The organism is Burkholderia sp. 567 (assembly GCF_040545115.1).
Classification (GTDB): domain Bacteria; phylum Pseudomonadota; class Gammaproteobacteria; order Burkholderiales; family Burkholderiaceae; genus Burkholderia; species Burkholderia ambifaria.
In genome coordinates, this window is record NZ_JBEPLG010000010.1 from 244628 (window position 1) to 260412 (window position 15785).

The following is a 15785-nucleotide window of genomic DNA, read 5'->3' on the forward strand; positions in this document are numbered from 1 at the left end:
TTCGGCCTTTATGCGGCGAGCTTCGAGATGTCGGCGACACAGTTCATCTGCTGATGCAGCGCGAACAGCAGCGCGAGACGGTTGGCGCGCAGCGCGGGATCCTCGGCGTTGACCATCACGTCGTTGAAGAACGTATCGACCGGTGCGCGCAGCGCGGCGAGCGCCGACAGCGCGCCCGTGTACGCACGTGCCTCGAGCTGCGACTGCACGTGCGGCGTCACGGCCGCGAGCTGTTCGTGCAGCGCCTTTTCGGCGGCTTCGACGAGCAGCGTCGGCTGCACCGTGCCGTTCGCGCCGCCTTCCGACTTCTTCAGGATGTTCGAGATCCGCTTGTTCGCGGCCGCGAGCGCCTCGGCTTCCGCGAGAAGCGTGAATTCGCGCACCGCGTCGAGGCGGGCGACGAGATCGTCGACGCGCGTCGGGTTCAGGCTCAGCACCGCGTCGACTTCGCCGGCCGAGTAGCCGCGTTCGCGCAACAGGCCGCGCAGGCGGTCCATGAAGAACGCGAAGATCGCGTCGGTCGATTCCGCGACGCCCGGCACGCCTTCGAAGCGCGCATGGGCCGTGCGCAGCAGCGCGACGAGATCGAGCGGCAGCTGCTTCTCGAGCAGCAGGCGCAGCACGCCGAGCGCGTGGCGGCGCAGCGCGAACGGATCCTTTTCGCCCGTCGGCGCGAGGCCGATGCCCCAGATGCCGACGATCGTCTCGAGCTTGTCGGCCAGCGCGACGGCGGTCGACACCGGCGTGGTCGGCAGCGCGTCGCCGGAGAAGCGCGGCTGGTAGTGCTCGGCGCACGCGAGCGCGACGTCGTCGGGCTCGCCGTCGTGACGCGCGTAGTACGTGCCCATCGTGCCCTGCAGTTCCGGGAACTCGCCGACCATGTCGGTCAGCAGGTCGGCCTTCGCGAGGCGCGCGGCGCGCTTCGCGTGCGCGGCGTCGGCGCCGATCGCGGGCGCGATCTCGCCGGCCAGCGCCTCGAGGCGCTCGACGCGCGCGAGCGCCGAACCGAGCTTGTTGTGATAGACGACGTTCGCGAGCAGCGGCACGCGGTCGGCGAGCGGCTTCTTCTTGTCCTGCTCGAAGAAGAACTTCGCGTCGGCGAGGCGCGGGCGCACGACGCGCTCGTTGCCTTCGATGATCTCGCCCGGCGTCTTCGTGTCGATGTTCGACACGATCAGGAAGCGCGAGCGCAGCTTGCCGCCGACGTCGGTCAGCGCGAAGTACTTCTGGTTCGTCTGCATCGTGAGAATCAGGCATTCCTGCGGCACCTGCAGGAATTCGTCCTCGAAGCGGCACGGATAGACGACCGGCCATTCGACCAGCGACGTCACTTCGTCGAGCAGCGCTTCGGGCATCACGACCGTGTCGCCGTTCGCGTGTTCGTTCAGCTGCGTGCGGATCGTTTCGCGGCGATCGGCGAAGTGCGCGATCACGCGGCCCTTGTCGCGCAGCGTGTCGGCATACGCGTGCGCATGCTGGATCGCGACGAGGCCGTCGGACAGGAAGCGGTGGCCGAGCGTGGTGTCGCCGGCGTCGATGCCGAACGCGGTCACGGGCACGACGCGATCGTCGTGCAGCACGGTCAGGCGGTGCACCGGGCGCACGAACTTCACGTCGGTGCCGTCCGGGCGCTGGTAGGTCATGAACTTCGGGATCGGCAGCTTCGCGAGCGTTTCGTCGAGCGCGGCCTGCAGGCCGTCGGCGAGCGTCGCGCCGGCTGCCGAGTAATTGACGAAGAACGCTTCGGCCTTGCCGTCCTGCGCGCGCTCGAGATCGGCGATCGACAGGTGCGGGTGACCGAGCGCCGCGAGCTTCTTCGCGAGCGGGGCCGTCGGCTTGCCTTCGGCGTCGAGCGCGACCGAGACGGGCAGGACCTTTTCGCGGACCTGCTTTTCAGGCGCGACGGCGCGCACGTTCTGCACGACGACGGCGAGGCGGCGCGGCGTGGCGTAGCGTTCGAACACGAGTTCGCCTTCGACGAGGTCGCGCGCCGCGAGGCGTTGCGCGAGACCTTCGGCGAATGCGTCGCCGAGGCGCGCGAGGGCCTTCGGCGGCAGCTCTTCGGTCAGCAGTTCGACGAGCAGGGGGGCGGGATGGTTATGCGTCATGTGTGGAATCAATCTCGTCTCGTCAGTCCTGATCGATCTTGCGTTCGACCTTGAGCGGCGGCGCCCATGCCGGCTGCGCGGCGTCCTGGGCGTCGGTGGTGAGGCCCGGCACGCCCGGCGGGTTGCCGAGCATCGGGAAGCCGAGCTTCTCGCGCGAGTCGTAGTAAGCCTGCGCGACGAGACGCGACAGCGCGCGGATGCGGCCGATGTAGGCCGCGCGTTCGGTGACCGAGATCGCGCCGCGCGCATCGAGCAGGTTGAACGTGTGGCCGGCCTTCAGCACGAGTTCGTACGCGGGCAGCGCGAGCTGCGCGTCGATCATCTTCTTCGCTTCCGCTTCGTAGCTGTTGAAGAACGTGAACAGCAGGTCGACGTTCGCGTGCTCGAAGTTGTAGGTCGACTGCTCGACCTCGTTCTGGTGGTAGACGTCGCCGTACGACAGGCGGCGCAGCTCGGGGCCGTTCGGGCCTTGCTCTTCCCACTCGGTCCAGACCAGGTCGTACACGTTCTCGACCTTCTGCAGGTACATCGCGAGGCGCTCGAGGCCGTACGTGATTTCGCCGAGCACCGGCTTGCATTCGAGGCCGCCGACTTCCTGGAAATACGTGAACTGCGTGACTTCCATCCCGTTCAGCCACACTTCCCAGCCGAGGCCCCACGCGCCGAGCGTCGGGTTCTCCCAGTCGTCCTCGACGAAGCGCACGTCGTTCTGCTTCAGGTCGAAGCCGAGCGCTTCCAGCGAGCCGAGGTACAGGTCGAGGATGTTTTCCGGCGCCGGCTTGAGCACGACCTGGTACTGGTAGTAATGCTGCAGGCGGTTCGGGTTCTCGCCGTAGCGGCCGTCCTTCGGGCGGCGCGACGGCTGCACGTACGCGGCGCGCCACGGCTCGGGGCCGACCGCGCGCAGGAACGTGTGGACGTGCGACGTGCCCGCGCCGACTTCCATGTCGATGGGCTGGAGCAGGGCGCAACCCTGCTTGTCCCAGTAGGACTGCAGCGTCAGGATGATTTGCTGAAACGTAAGCATGAAGAGCCTTCGTGGCGCTGGCGCTCCGTTGCGAACGGCGCTCCGGGCGGAGCCCGGAGGGTCGGCTCGCGCGGCGGCGCGGCTTGTTAGTGTGCTGAAACGCGTAATTTTACCGGATCGGCGACCGGATGCGGCCGGAACGCCGACGAAGGGCTGTCGGCGGTGTTCCGGCGGCCCGTGCGAAGCCGGTGCGCGGGGTGCCGGCGCGCGCGTCGCGGCCGCTTGTGCGGCGTCGCGATGCGCGTGTCGCGTCGGCGGCCGCAGCGCTTTGCGCGGGCGTTAAGATGCACGTATTGCGGCGCGCGCGACGCGTGCCGCGTGACCGATTGCCCACTCCGGACCGCATGGACGATTCGAACGACCTCCTCATTCCGCTGATCCCGCCGCTGCTCGCCATGCTCGGGCAGGCCGTCGACGCCCATGCGCGCGGCGAGCACGATGCGCACGCGCTGTGGCTTGCCGCCGCCGGCCATCTGCACGCGGTCGACATGGCCGCGCTCGCGCAGCTCACGTCGGCGCTCGTCGCGCGACAGCGCGCGGCCGACGCGCTCGCGCTGGCCGAATGCGCGGTGCGCGTGCATCCGGGCGCCGGTGCCCGTTTCAATCACGGCTACGTGCTGCAGATGCTCGGCCGTCACGCCGAGGCCGTCGCGCCGTATCGCGCCGCCTATGCGCTCGATCCGCGCTGGCCGTCGCTGCGCAACAACCTCGCGATCGCGCTGCGGCTGTCGGGCGGCGACCGCAACGAGGAAATCGCGCTGCTCGACGCGGCCGTGGAGGCCGATCCGCACGACGTGCAGGCGTGGATCAACCTGGTCGTCGCGCGGCTCGCGGCACAGGACCTCGACGGCGCGCTCGCGGGTGCGGCGCGGCTCGCGCAGATCGCGCCCGACAATGCGCTCGCGCTGAACAACATCGCGATGGCGATGAAGGAAGCGCAGCGCTGGGACGACGCCGAGCGCTACGCGGCGCGCGCGTGCGAGCTGGCGCCCGACGACGCGTCGTTCCGTTTCAATCTCGCGATCATTCAACTCGTGCGCGGCAACTACGCGGCCGGCTGGCGCGGCCACGAGGCGCGCTGGGACGGTGCGGGAGAGCTGCGCGGGCGCCGGCCGGCGCTGCCGGGCCCGCGCTGGCAGGGCGAGCCGCTCGCGGGCAAGACGCTGCTCGTGTGGGGCGAGCAGGGGCTCGGCGACGTGCTGCAGTTCGCGCGCTTCGTCGCGCCGCTCGCCGAGCGCGTGCACCGCGAGGGCGGCCGGCTCGCGTGGAACACGTTTCCGCAGGTGGGCACGCTGATGCAGCGCAGCCTCGGTGCGCATGCGGACGCGTTCAGCGCGGGCGGCAGCGTCGACGAGTTGCCCGCCTTCGACTACGAAGTGCCGTTGATCGGGCTGCCGCTGATGCTCGGGATGGAGACGTCGACGCTCGGCGAGTCGGTGCCGTACCTGCATGCCGACCGCCACGCGCGCGACGCGTGGCGCGCGCGGCTCGCGGGCGATGGCCGGTTGAACGTCGGGCTCGTCTGGACGGGCAGTCCGGGACACCAGCGCAACCCGTTCCGGCGCGTCGGGCTCGATCGCTACGCCGATGCGTTTCGCGGTATCGACGGCGTCACGTTCCATTCGCTGCAGCCGGGCGCGGACGCGGATGTCGCCGCGGCGCGTGCGGCCGGTTTCGCGATCAAGGACTACACGGCCGAACTGAAGAGTTTCGACGATACGGCCGCGTTCATCGGCGCGCTGGATCTGGTGATCACGGTGTGCACGTCGGTCGCGCATCTGGCGGGCGCACTGGGCGCGCGCACCTGGGTGCTGCTCGACGTGAATCCGCACTGGCCGTGGCTGCTCGAACGCACCGACAGCCCGTGGTATCCGACCGCCACGCTGTACCGGCAGCCGACGTTCGGCGCATGGGCGCCGGTGATGGCGGCGCTCGGGCGGGATCTGCGCGGCCTGGCCGCGCAGGCGAAGCGGCCGGCCTGAGCGGCCGGCCGAGGCGTCATACGTTGCGGTCGTCGCCGGCCTTCGAGCCGTTGCGGCGGCGCAGGCCCGGCCCGAACGTGAAGCCGAACGCGAGCAGCACCAGCGATACCGCGAGCACGACATTGTTGCCGCTCGTCACGTACGGCGTGAACCCGCTCGTGCCTTCGATCCGCAGGTCGAGCGAGCCGATCGTGAACGGTTTCAGCTGGCCGAGCACGCGGCCGCGCGCGTCGATCGCGGCCGTCATCCCGGTATTGGTCGCGCGCAGCATCGGCCGGCCCGTCTCGAGCGCGCGCATCCGCGCGATCTGCAGATGCTGGTCGAGCGCGATCGTGTCGCCGAACCACGCGAGGTTCGTCACGTTGACGAGCACGCCGGGCGGCTGCGGATTGTCGCGGATCGTCGCGGCGATTTCCTCGCCGAACAAGTCCTCGTAGCAGATGTCGGCCATCACCGGCTGGTTGTGCACGAGGAACGGCTTCTGCACCGGCGCGCCGCGCGCGAAGTCGCCGAGCGGCATCTTCATCAGGTCGACGAACCACCGGAAGCCCCACGGGATGAATTCGCCGAAGGGCACGAGATGGTGCTTGTCGTAGTGATAGATGTCGCGCGAATGCGGCGTCACGCCGTACAGGCTGTTCGTGTAGTCGACGTAGCGGCCTTCGGGCGTGACCGACGCGCCGACCGCGCCGAACAGCACGGCCGAGTTCGTCGTGTCGCTGAACTTGCGGATCGCGACGGCGAACGGCTCGGGCAACTCCTGGATCATCACCGCGATCGCGGTCTCCGGCGTGACGATCAGGTCGGCGGGCTTCTCGACGATCATCTGCTGGTACATCTTGATCGCCGCGTCGATGCCCGCCTGCTCGAACTTGATGTCCTGCTTCACGTTGCCCTGCAGCAGCCGCACGCTGAGCGGCGCGTTCGCGGGCACGGTCCACGTGGCCTGCGACAGGCCGATGCCGGCCGCGACGAGCGCGACGGCGACGCCGGCCGGCGCGGCGATGCGGATGCGTGCGTTGCCGCCGGCGCGTTCAGCGGCCGGCGACCGGCGCGCGGCGACGAGCGCCTGCACGATCAGCGCGGCGAACAGCGCGAGCACCCAGGCGATCCCGTACACGCCGACCACCGGCGCGAAGCCCGCGAACGGGCCGTCGACCTGCGCATAGCCGCTCGCGAGCCACGGAAAGCCGGTCAACACGGTGCCGCGCAGCCATTCGCCGAGCGCCCAGGCGCTCGCGAATGCGAACGCGCCGTGCCAGGTCGGCGAGAACGGCCGCGGGTCGGCTTCGCGGCGATGCCACGCATGGCCCGCGCAGAACGACCACAGCCCGGCCGAGAACGCCGGGTACAGCGACAGGTACAGCGAGAACAGCACCAGCGCGCCGCCCGCGAGCGGCGCGGCCATCTCGCCGTACACGTGCATGCTGATGTAGAGCCACCACACGCCGGTGATGAAGTTGCCGAAGCCGAACGCGCCGCCGGTGAGCGCGGCGCCGCGCCAGCTCGACGTGCGCGTCAGCTGCGCGAAAAACCAGACGAATACGACGAGCTGCAGCCAGCCGCCGTGCGGAGTCGGGGCGAAGCCGAGCGTATTGGCCGCGCCGGCGAGCAGCGCGGCCGGATAGTGCCAGCGCGGCAGCGCGCGGCCGGGCGCCGGCGCGAGAAGGCCGCCAGCCGGGCGGGACGGGATCGGATCGTCCATGTGAAGCGAAAGGGGCGAGCGGTTGAAGGAGGCGCGGGCGGCGCGAGACGGTCAGTCTTCGTGCGAGGTTTCGGCGCGGCGGCTCGCGTGCGGGTTGCGGCGCACCAGCAGCACGTGGACCTGGCGCGCATCGCCGCGCTGGATCTCGAACACGAGGTTGCCGAGCTGCAGTTTCTCGCCGCGGTGCGGTACGCGGCCGAAATGATGGGTGATCAGCCCGCCGATCGTGTCGACTTCGTCGTCGGGGAAGTCGGTGCCGAACGATTCGTTGAACTGTTCGATCTCGGTGAGCGCGCGCACGCGGTAGCGGCCGTCCGGCCCCGAGATGATGTTGCCGGCCTCTTCGTCGAAGTCGTATTCGTCCTCGATGTCGCCGACGATCTGTTCGAGCACGTCCTCGATCGTGATCAGGCCCGCGACGCCGCCGTATTCGTCGACGACGATCGCGAGGTGGTTGCGGTTCACGCGGAAGTCGTGCAGCAGCACGTTCAGGCGCTTCGATTCGGGAATGAACACGGCGGGGCGCAGCATCCCGCGCACGTCGAATTCCTCTTCGGCATAGAAGCGCAGCAGGTCTTTCGCGAGCAGCACGCCGATCACGTTGTCGCGGTTCTCCTCGAACACGGGGTAGCGCGAGTGCGCTTTCTCGAGGACGAACGGGATGAAGTCTTCAGGCTTGTCGGCGATGTTGATCGCGTCCATCTGCGCGCGCGGCACCATGATGTCGCGGGCGCACAGGTCGGACACCTGGAACACGCCTTCGATCATCGACAGCGAATCGGCGTCGATCAGGTTGCGTTCGTGGGCGTCCTGGAGGATTTCCAGCAGCTCGGTCCGGGATTCCGGCTCGGGCGAGATGAAGTCGGTCAGGCGCTCGAGCAGCGAGCGCTTTTCTTGCGGTTTGTCGGTGAGCTTACGACTGGGATACGAATCGTTCATGGTGGTGCGCCCGGGTCATGCCGGGGCGCGCGGTCACGGAGTAGGCAAGGATACACCAAGGGCATGGCGCGGCCGTGTCACCCCGGCCGTCCGGCCGGGGGCACGCGGCGCGCGCGGGCCCCGCTCGGGAACGGCCGCGCCGGGCGCCGCCGTCCTTCGTCTCCATCCTATCCCAGAACGACGCGCCGGGGCAGCGGCGGCAAAAAAGCGGGGCGCAACGGCGACCGGCCGGTCGGTCGATGCCGGCGACATTTCGTCGCGGGCCGGGGAGGCCGGGCTGACCGGCGCAGGCCCCGGAAATTCAGAAGCGCATGCCGGCCGAACAGCCGCCGCCCGCCGCGCCGTTGGTCGCGACGCCGCCGCAGCCCAGGACGCCGCAGCCGGACAGCGCGACACTCGCGGCGACGAGCAGCGCGGCCAGCGCGCGGCGCGATCCGCGTGACGATTTCATGGGCATGGCGCCTCCTTTCTCATGCATGTGCGTGGCGCAATCCCGCCTGTCGAACGTCATCGGCATCGCGCGAGCAGCCCTTCCAGCGCGCGATCGGGGATGCCGCTCGCGCGCAGCGCCTCCACGGTGCGGCTCACGTAGTCGAGCGTCGTGCCGTAGCGGCCGGCCGCGCAGCCGAACACCTCCTTCACGACGGGATCGGTCAGCTTGCCCGTGTAGGCCGGCGCGTCGCGGCGCATCACGAAGGCCAGCGCGTTCACGCGCTCGCCGGTCTCGAGCGAGCACGGCAGCCACGCGGGCCGGTACGAGCCCATCGGCATCTCGCGTTTCCACAAGGTTTCGAGATGCGGCTGCGCGGTCGGGCCGGCGAGCCGGAATGCGATGCCCGAGCACGAGCCGCCGCGATCGAGCGCGAGCACGAGGCCCGGCCGTTCGGGCGTGCCGCGGTTCACGCGCGACCACAGGTAGAGCCCGCGATGGTAGCCGTGCACCTTGCCGCGCACGGCGGCGACGGTCGGCAGCCCGGGGTTCCAGATCAGCGAGCCATAGCCGAACAGCCAGAGATCCTGCTGGCCGTCCCAGTCGCGCATCGTGTGCGCGAGCGAGGCCGCCAGTTCGTCTTGCGTCAGCAGCCTTCCCTCGCCGATCGACGGCGGGTAGGCGGGCGGCAGCATTGCGGCGTGGCGCATGGCGCGGACGGCTCTTACTGGTACGGGTTCGGGAAGCCCAGCTTCGCGAGGATGGCGACTTCGAGCGCTTCCATTTCGGCGGCGTCTTCTTCGCTCGTCTCGTGATCGTAGCCCTGCGCGTGCAGCGCGCCGTGCACCAGCAGGTGCGCGTAGTGGGCCGCGAGCGGCTTGCCCTGTTCCTGCGCTTCCTTCTCGACGACCGGGCAGCACAGCACGAGGTCGCCGATCACGGTGCCGTCGGGCAGCGGATCGTACGCGAAGGTCAGCACGTTGGTCGGGTAGTCCTTGTGGCGGTAGCCGTCGTTCAGCGTGCGGCCTTCTTCCTCGCCGACGAAGCGCACGGTGAGCTGCGCACTCGAGAACAGCGCCGGCTCGATCCACTCGGCGATCAGCTTGCGCTTGGGGCACGCCTTGCGGACGTCGCCGGTGACTTCGTCGCCGTACTGCACGGACAGGTCGAACTCGAGCTCGCGCGGCTCGTCCGCCATTTCCGCGATTTCCTCATCGCGCGGCGCGGGTTCGGCGCCGACGTGCAGGGTCACGCTGTCGTAATGCTCGGGCTGCAGCGCGAGTTTCGCGCGCATCGCCGGGTCGTTGTGCTGCGCGACGATCGCGACGGCCGTGTCGCCCGAGCTGCCCGACAGGTCGAACATCAGGCTGCGGCCATCCGGGAAGTCGATTCGCAGCCCTTGCGCGGCGACGGTCCGGGCCTTGCCCTTCGCATCGAACAGCGAAACACGGGGGGAATCGGGCGCGGCGGACTGGTCGCGCCCGGACTTGCGAGAACGGGAAGATTTCATGACGGGTGCGGCGATTGGAACGCGTTGAGGATACACCAAACGGCCGATCGCTCCCGAATTCGCACCGGCCGCGGGCGAGCGAAAAAAAGCCCGGCGCGCCGTCGGGCGGGCCGGGCCGTGGGCCGGTGCGGCGCGCGGGCGCCGCCCGTGCGTCACACGTCCTTGTGCTGCGCGTGGAAGTCGTCGTACGCCTCGACGATGCGCGCGACGAGCGGATGACGCACGACGTCCACGCTCGTGAAGCGCGTGAGCGCGATGCCGCGCACGCCGCCGAGCACTTGCTGCGCCTCGACGAGGCCGCTCTTGTGCCCGCGCGGCAGGTCGACCTGGCTCGTGTCGCCGGTCACGACGGCCTTCGAGCCGAAGCCGATCCGCGTGAGGAACATCTTCATCTGCTCGGGCGTCGTGTTCTGCGCCTCGTCGAGGATGATGAACGCGTGGTTCAGCGTGCGGCCGCGCATGTACGCGAGCGGCGCGATCTCGATCATCTGGCGCTCGAACATCTTCGCCGTCTTGTCGAAGCCGAGCAGGTCGTACAGCGCGTCGTACAGCGGCCGCAGGTACGGATCGACCTTCTGCGCGAGATCGCCCGGCAGGAAGCCGAGCCGCTCGCCGGCCTCGACGGCCGGGCGCGTCAGCACGATCCGCTTGACCTGGTCGCGCTCCAGCGCGTCGACCGCGCACGCGACCGCGAGGTAGGTCTTGCCGGTGCCGGCCGGCCCGATGCCGAACGTCACGTCGTGCGACAGGATCTGCTTCAGGTATTCGCGCTGAGCGGGCGTGCGCCCGCGCAGGTCGGCGCGCCGCGTGTACAGCTTCGGCCCGGGTTCCTCCTCGGGCCCCGCGTCGTCGAGCTGCACGGCCGGTTCGTCGAACGGATGGTCCGGGTCGCCGCGAAAGCGCACGTCGAGCGTGTCCTGGCGGCCGTTGCCGGCGGTGTGACGCACTTCGACCAGCGCGAGCTGGATATCGTCGACCGACAGCGGATCGCGCGAGCGGTTGTAGAAGTTCTCGAGCGCCGCGAGTGCGAGCTTCGCGCCGCGTCCGCGGATCGTGATCCGGTGGCCGCGCCGCGCGAGCGTGACGTCGAGCGCCTGTTCGATCTGCCGCAGGTTCTCGTCGAGCGGGCCGCAGAGGTTGGCGAGGCGCGCGTTGTCTTCGCGCGGCGCGGTGAATTCCAGTGCTTGGACGGTCTTCAAAGTAGCGTCGGGCTCCTGTCGGGCGTCAGTCGGTCAGTGGGTGGCCGCGCTCGCGTCGTCGCTCACGAGCAGCAGCTCGCCGCGCAGCGAATGCGGGTACGCATGGTTGATCTTCACGTCGATCATCTGGCCGATCAGGCGCGGGTGCGACGCGAGCGGCGCCGGGAAATTCACGACCCGGTTGTTCTCGGTGCGGCCCGACAGTTCGTTCGGATCCTTGCGCGACGGGCCCTCGACGAGGATCCGCTCGACCTTGCCGACCATCGACCGGCTGATGCGCGCGACGTTTTCCTCGATGGTCGCCTGCAGATGTTGCAGGCGTTTGAGCTTGACCTCGCGCGGCGTGTCGTCGTGCAGGTTCGCGGCCGGCGTGCCGGGGCGCGGGCTGTAGACGAACGAGAAGCTGGTGTCGTAGCTCATCTCGTGCACGAGCGCCATCATCTTGTCGAAATCCTCCTCGGTCTCGCCGGGGAAGCCGACGATCATGTCGGTCGACAGCGACAGGTCCGGGCGGATCGCGCGCAGCTTGCGGATCACCGACTTGTATTCGAGCACCGTGTAGCCGCGCTTCATCGCCATCAGGATGCGGTCGGAGCCGTGCTGCACGGGCAAGTGCAGGTGGCTCACGAGCTTCGGCACCTTCGCGTAGGTGTCGATCAGGCGCTGCGTGAATTCCTTCGGGTGCGACGTCGTGTAGCGGATGCGCTCGATGCCGGGGATGTCGGCGACGTATTCGATCAGCGTCGCGAAATCGGCGATTTCCGTCGAGCCGGCCGTCAGTGCGCCGCGGTACGCGTTCACGTTCTGGCCGAGCAGCGTGACTTCGCGCACGCCCTGGTCGGCGAGGCCGGCCACTTCGGTCAGCACGTCATCGAGCGGGCGCGACACTTCGTCGCCGCGCGTGTATGGCACGACGCAGTAGCTGCAGTACTTCGAACAGCCTTCCATGATCGACACGAACGCGCTCGGCCCCTCGACGCGCGCGGGCGGCAGGTGGTCGAACTTCTCGATCTCGGGGAACGAGATGTCGACCTGCGCACGGCCGCTCGCGCGGCGCTGGTCGATCATCTGCGGCAGGCGGTGCAGCGTCTGCGGGCCGAACACGAGGTCGACGTACGGTGCGCGCGACACGATCGACGCGCCTTCCTGGCTGGCGACGCAGCCGCCGACGCCGATCAGCAGGCCCGGCTTCGCTTCCTTCAGCTCGCGCACGCGGCCGAGGTCGGAGAACACCTTTTCCTGCGCCTTCTCACGCACCGAGCACGTGTTGAACAGGATGATGTCCGCGTCTTCCGGGGTATCGGTCTTTTCGAGGCCTTCGGCCGCATTGAGCACGTCCACCATCTTGTCCGAGTCGTACTCGTTCATCTGGCAGCCGAAGGTCTTTACGTAAACTTTTTTCGTCATGGGGATTCGCCGTTCGCAGTGGTTGACCTGGGGGCGTCGTCAAGGGTGTATCGGGACGGCTGCAGCGGTGCAGCGGCTCGTGCCGGCGCCGCATGGCGGACCGGGGCGCGCGGTGCGCGTCGAGCGAGCGTGGCGTGCACGCGTGAAAAGCCGTCGGGCAAGCCTTCCATTATAGCTTTACGCGCCGTCCCGGGCGGGCGGCGGGTTGCGGCCGCGCGACGCCGTTCTGCCCGCTCCGACCCTGATAGGGCGGCGCACGCGAGCGTCAGTGTCGGCGTCAGCGGCACGCATTCAGCAGGTCGTCGAGCGCCGCTTCCTCGCGGGCGAAGCGTTCGGCGAGGAAATCGAGCAGCACGCGCACGCGCGGCGCCATGTAGCGCTTGCTGTGATAGATCGCGTGCAGCGGCGCGTCCTGGTGCCGCCAGTCGGGCAGCAGCACGCGCAGCCGGCCGGCGCGCACGTCGTCGGCGATGTCCCACAGCGACTTCAGCGCGATGCCGTGGCCGCGCAGCGTCCATTCGCGGGTGAGACCGCCGTCGTTGGTCTCGAACGCGGTCGACACCGGCACCGTGTGAGTCTGTACTTCGTCGCCGCGCGTGAAGCGCCACGTGTTCATCGGCCCCGACGCGATCGTGATCACGTTGCACGGAAATCGGGCCAGATCGTGCGGATCGGCCGGCACGCCGTGGCGCTCGACGAACGACGGCGCCGCGCACAGCACGCGCCGGTTCGCGGCGAGCCGGCGCGCGATCAACGCGCCGTCGGGCGGCGCGGCGAAGCGGATCGCGAGGTCGATTTCGTCCTGCCACAGGTTCGACGCCGAATCGGACGCCGTCAGCGAGAACGTGACGCCCGGATGCAGCGTGGTGAATTCGTCGAGCCAGTCGAGCAGCTGGTTGCGGCCGAAATCGGACGTCGACGACAGCCGCACCTTGCCGGCCACCACGTTGCGGCCTTCCTGCAGCAGCGCGTGCGCGTCGTCGAGCGCCTGCAGCGCCTGCCGGCAGCAGTTCAGGTAGAGCCGGCCTTCGTCGGTGAGCCGCAACTGTCTGGTGGAGCGCTCGAACAGCCGCGTCGCGACCTTGGCCTCGAGCTTCGCGAGGCGCGCGCTCGCGGCGGCCGGCGTGACGTTCAGCTTGCGCCCGGCCGCGGACAGGCTGCCCAGTTCCGCCGCCTCGACGAACAGCCGGATGTCGCCCAGTCGATCCATTGGATTTTCCAGAATTTTTTGAAAATGGTTCAAATGCCACGCCAATTATCAAAGATAGGCGTATTCGGGACAATGCGCGCACATCCCGCTTTTTTGTGCGGTGCGGCACCGACCGGGCGCCGCGTCCGCCGCCTTCCGGAGAACGTCATGCCCATCCCGTTACTGGCGCTCGCGATCAGCGCGTTCGCCATCGGCACCACCGAATTCATCATCATGGGGCTTCTGCCCGAAGTCGCGCACGACCTCGCCGTGTCGCTGCCGTCGGCCGGCCTGCTCGTCACCGGCTACGCGCTCGGCGTCGCGGTCGGGGCGCCGCTGCTCGCGGTGCTGACGAGCCGCATGCCGCGCAAGGCCGCATTGCTGCTGCTGATGGCGATCTTCATCGTCGGCAACGTGCTGTGCGCGAGCGCGTCCGGCTACGCGATGCTGATGGTCGCGCGCGTCGTCACGTCGTTCGCGCACGGCTCGTTCTTCGGGATCGGCGCGGTGGTCGCCGCGTCGCTCGTGCCGGCCGACAAGCGCGCGAGCGCGATCGCGCTGATGTTCACGGGCCTCACGCTGTCGAACGTGCTCGGCGTGCCGTTCGGCACCTTCGTCGGCCAGCTGCTCGGCTGGCGCGCGTCGTTCTGGATCGTCGCCGCGCTCGGCGTGCTGTCGCTCGGCGGCGTCGCGCTGCTGGTGCCGAACCGTCATGACGGCGGGCCCGTCGGCCTCGGCCACGAAGTGCGCGTGCTGAAGGAGCCGCAGGTCTGGCTCGCGTTGCTGATGACCGTGCTCGGCTTCGGCGGCGTGTTCGTCGTGTTCACGTACATCGCGCCGATCCTCGAAACCGTCACCGGCTATTCGCCACGGGCGGTCGCGCTGATCCTCGTGCTGTTCGGCGCCGGGCTCACGGTCGGCAACACGCTCGGCGGCAAGCTTGCCGATCGCGCGCTGATGCCGTCGCTGATCGCGATCCTGGTCGCGCTGATGGCGGTGATGGCCGTGTTCGCGAAGACCAGCCACCTGCCGGTCGCGGCCGCGGTGACGGTGTTCGTGTGGGGGATCGCCGCGTTCGCGACGGTGCCGCCGCTGCAGGCGCGCGTCGTCGAGAAGGCCGCGAGCGCGCCGCATCTGGCGTCGACGCTGAACATCGGCGCATTCAATGTCGGCAATGCGGGCGGTGCGTGGCTCGGCGGACTGGCGCTGGAGCACGGCTTCGCGCTCGATGCGCTGCCGTGGGTCGCCGTCGCGGTGACGTTCGCGGCGCTCGTCGTCACGTGGTTCGCGATGCGGCTCGATGCGCGCGCGCCGGCGCGCGGCGCGGCGCCGGCCGCGCATTGAGCGGCGCTGCGCCGACGCCATGGCGACGGGAAAACGTTCGCGGGGAACGCATTCCTCCGCGATGCTGATAACGGTGTGAAGATAACTTCGTTTGCCGGGGCAGGGCCGGGTGATAGCGTCTCGATACGCGCCGTTCGTGGCGCAACCCGATTCCGGCTCACCCCATTCGCAGGGCCGCACGGCGGCCCGGAGGCCATGCTATGTCTTCATCCCTGGCGCTGGTGCGCGACGTGTCTTCCTTCGAGTCCGGCGAGGCCGCCGGCGCGCGAGCGGCCGCGTCGCTCGACGTCCTCGAGCAGGTCGTCGGCGTGAACCTCGCGCGCTTGCGCGCCGAGCGGCAGCTGTCGCTCGATGCGCTTGCGCGACTGTCCGGCGTATCGCGCGCGATGCTCGCGCAGATCGAATCCGCACGCAGCGTGCCGTCGATCAAGGTGCTCTGCAAGATCGCCGCGGCGCTGAAGGTGTCGGTCGCCGCGTTCCTGCGCCGCCACGCGGTGAACGGCTTCGAGCACCTGGCGGCGGAGCGCGCGGCGCGCGTCGTCAGCTCGAGCGGCCGTTTCTCGGCGCGTGCGCTGTATCCGGAGGGCGAACCGGCCGCGGCCGAATTCCACGAGCTGCGGATCGCGCCGCTGCACACGGAGCCCGGCACGCGCCGCGCGCCCGGCACGACGGTCAACCTGGTCGTCAGCGAGGGTACGCTCGAAGTCAGCGTGCACGATCGCCGCCAGTTGCTCGCGACCGGCGACGCGATCGTGTTCGACGCCGACCAGCCGTACAGCCTGCGCAATCCGGGCGACACCGAAGCGCGCGCGTTCCGCGTGACGGTGAGCCCCGAAGTGCCGCCGCGCTGGCTCGTGCCCGATGCGGCGCACGCGGCGGGCTGAGCGCGGGCGGGTTGCCGGTCCGGTGGGGCCGGCGCAGGTGCCGTGCGGGACGGCCGCGCCG

The 15785-nt window shown here is 69.5% G+C and carries 13 protein-coding genes; 3 read left to right on the forward strand and 10 right to left on the reverse strand.

Going from position 1 to position 15785, the window contains the following annotated elements; all coding sequences use genetic code 11:
• Nucleotides 1-8 precede the first annotated feature (8 nt).
• Together glyS and glyQ are read right to left on the reverse strand one after the other, a co-directional pair.
• A complete protein-coding gene (gene glyS, locus ABIC50_RS27065; protein WP_011657877.1) occupies nucleotides 9-2108 on the reverse strand; it encodes a glycine--tRNA ligase subunit beta in 2100 nt (699 codons plus the stop codon).
• A 22-nt stretch (nucleotides 2109-2130) separates the two neighbouring features.
• Nucleotides 2131-3135 carry a glycine--tRNA ligase subunit alpha gene (gene glyQ / locus ABIC50_RS27070; RefSeq protein WP_006477868.1) on the reverse strand — a complete coding sequence of 335 codons (1005 nt, stop codon included), beginning with the start codon at nucleotides 3133-3135 and terminating at the stop codon, nucleotides 2131-2133.
• A gap of 344 nt (nucleotides 3136-3479) precedes the next feature.
• Between glyQ and ABIC50_RS27075 the strand changes: the two genes are divergently transcribed.
• Nucleotides 3480-5117, forward strand: coding sequence for a tetratricopeptide repeat protein (locus tag ABIC50_RS27075; RefSeq protein ID WP_354168027.1), 1638 nt, complete (start codon nucleotides 3480-3482; stop codon nucleotides 5115-5117).
• A 16-nt stretch (nucleotides 5118-5133) separates the two neighbouring features.
• Here the strand turns inward: ABIC50_RS27075 and lnt are convergent, their stop codons facing one another.
• The 8 genes from lnt to ABIC50_RS27115 all read right to left on the reverse strand — a co-directional run bounded on the left by lnt (nucleotide 5134) and on the right by ABIC50_RS27115 (nucleotide 13517).
• Nucleotides 5134-6822, reverse strand: coding sequence for an apolipoprotein N-acyltransferase (gene lnt, locus ABIC50_RS27080; RefSeq protein WP_354168029.1), 1689 nt, complete (start codon nucleotides 6820-6822; stop codon nucleotides 5134-5136).
• 51 nt (nucleotides 6823-6873) lie between these two features.
• Nucleotides 6874-7761, reverse strand: coding sequence for a CorC family transporter (locus ABIC50_RS27085; protein ID WP_006755523.1), 888 nt, complete (start codon nucleotides 7759-7761; stop codon nucleotides 6874-6876).
• Nucleotides 7762-8062: 301 nt separating this feature from the next.
• Nucleotides 8063-8212: a hypothetical protein gene (locus ABIC50_RS27090; protein ID WP_175736521.1), complete on the reverse strand. Its 150-nt coding sequence runs from the start codon at nucleotides 8210-8212 to the stop codon at nucleotides 8063-8065.
• Nucleotides 8213-8268: 56 nt separating this feature from the next.
• Nucleotides 8269-8901, reverse strand: a complete 633-nt coding sequence (locus ABIC50_RS27095) for a gamma-glutamylcyclotransferase (protein ID WP_011657874.1) — start codon at nucleotides 8899-8901, stop codon at nucleotides 8269-8271.
• A gap of 14 nt (nucleotides 8902-8915) precedes the next feature.
• Nucleotides 8916-9701, reverse strand: coding sequence for an rRNA maturation RNase YbeY (gene ybeY / locus ABIC50_RS27100; protein ID WP_165751997.1), 786 nt, complete (start codon nucleotides 9699-9701; stop codon nucleotides 8916-8918).
• A 152-nt stretch (nucleotides 9702-9853) separates the two neighbouring features.
• Nucleotides 9854-10900 (reverse strand): PhoH family protein, encoded by a 1047-nt coding sequence (locus ABIC50_RS27105; protein ID WP_011657872.1) that lies wholly within the window; start codon nucleotides 10898-10900, stop codon nucleotides 9854-9856.
• A gap of 33 nt (nucleotides 10901-10933) precedes the next feature.
• Entirely contained in the window at nucleotides 10934-12307 is a 1374-nt protein-coding gene (gene miaB / locus ABIC50_RS27110) for a tRNA (N6-isopentenyl adenosine(37)-C2)-methylthiotransferase MiaB (protein ID WP_354168031.1), read from the reverse strand.
• A gap of 277 nt (nucleotides 12308-12584) precedes the next feature.
• Nucleotides 12585-13517, reverse strand: a complete 933-nt coding sequence (locus ABIC50_RS27115; protein ID WP_165751996.1) for a LysR family transcriptional regulator — start codon at nucleotides 13515-13517, stop codon at nucleotides 12585-12587.
• 147 nt (nucleotides 13518-13664) lie between these two features.
• Between ABIC50_RS27115 and ABIC50_RS27120 the strand changes: the two genes are divergently transcribed.
• Nucleotides 13665-14840 carry an MFS transporter gene (locus ABIC50_RS27120; RefSeq protein ID WP_011657869.1) on the forward strand — a complete coding sequence of 392 codons (1176 nt, stop codon included), beginning with the start codon at nucleotides 13665-13667 and terminating at the stop codon, nucleotides 14838-14840.
• Nucleotides 14841-15040: 200 nt separating this feature from the next.
• Nucleotides 15041-15724, forward strand: a complete 684-nt coding sequence (locus tag ABIC50_RS27125; protein ID WP_175660384.1) for a helix-turn-helix domain-containing protein — start codon at nucleotides 15041-15043, stop codon at nucleotides 15722-15724.
• The last annotated feature ends 61 nt before the right edge of the window (nucleotides 15725-15785 follow it).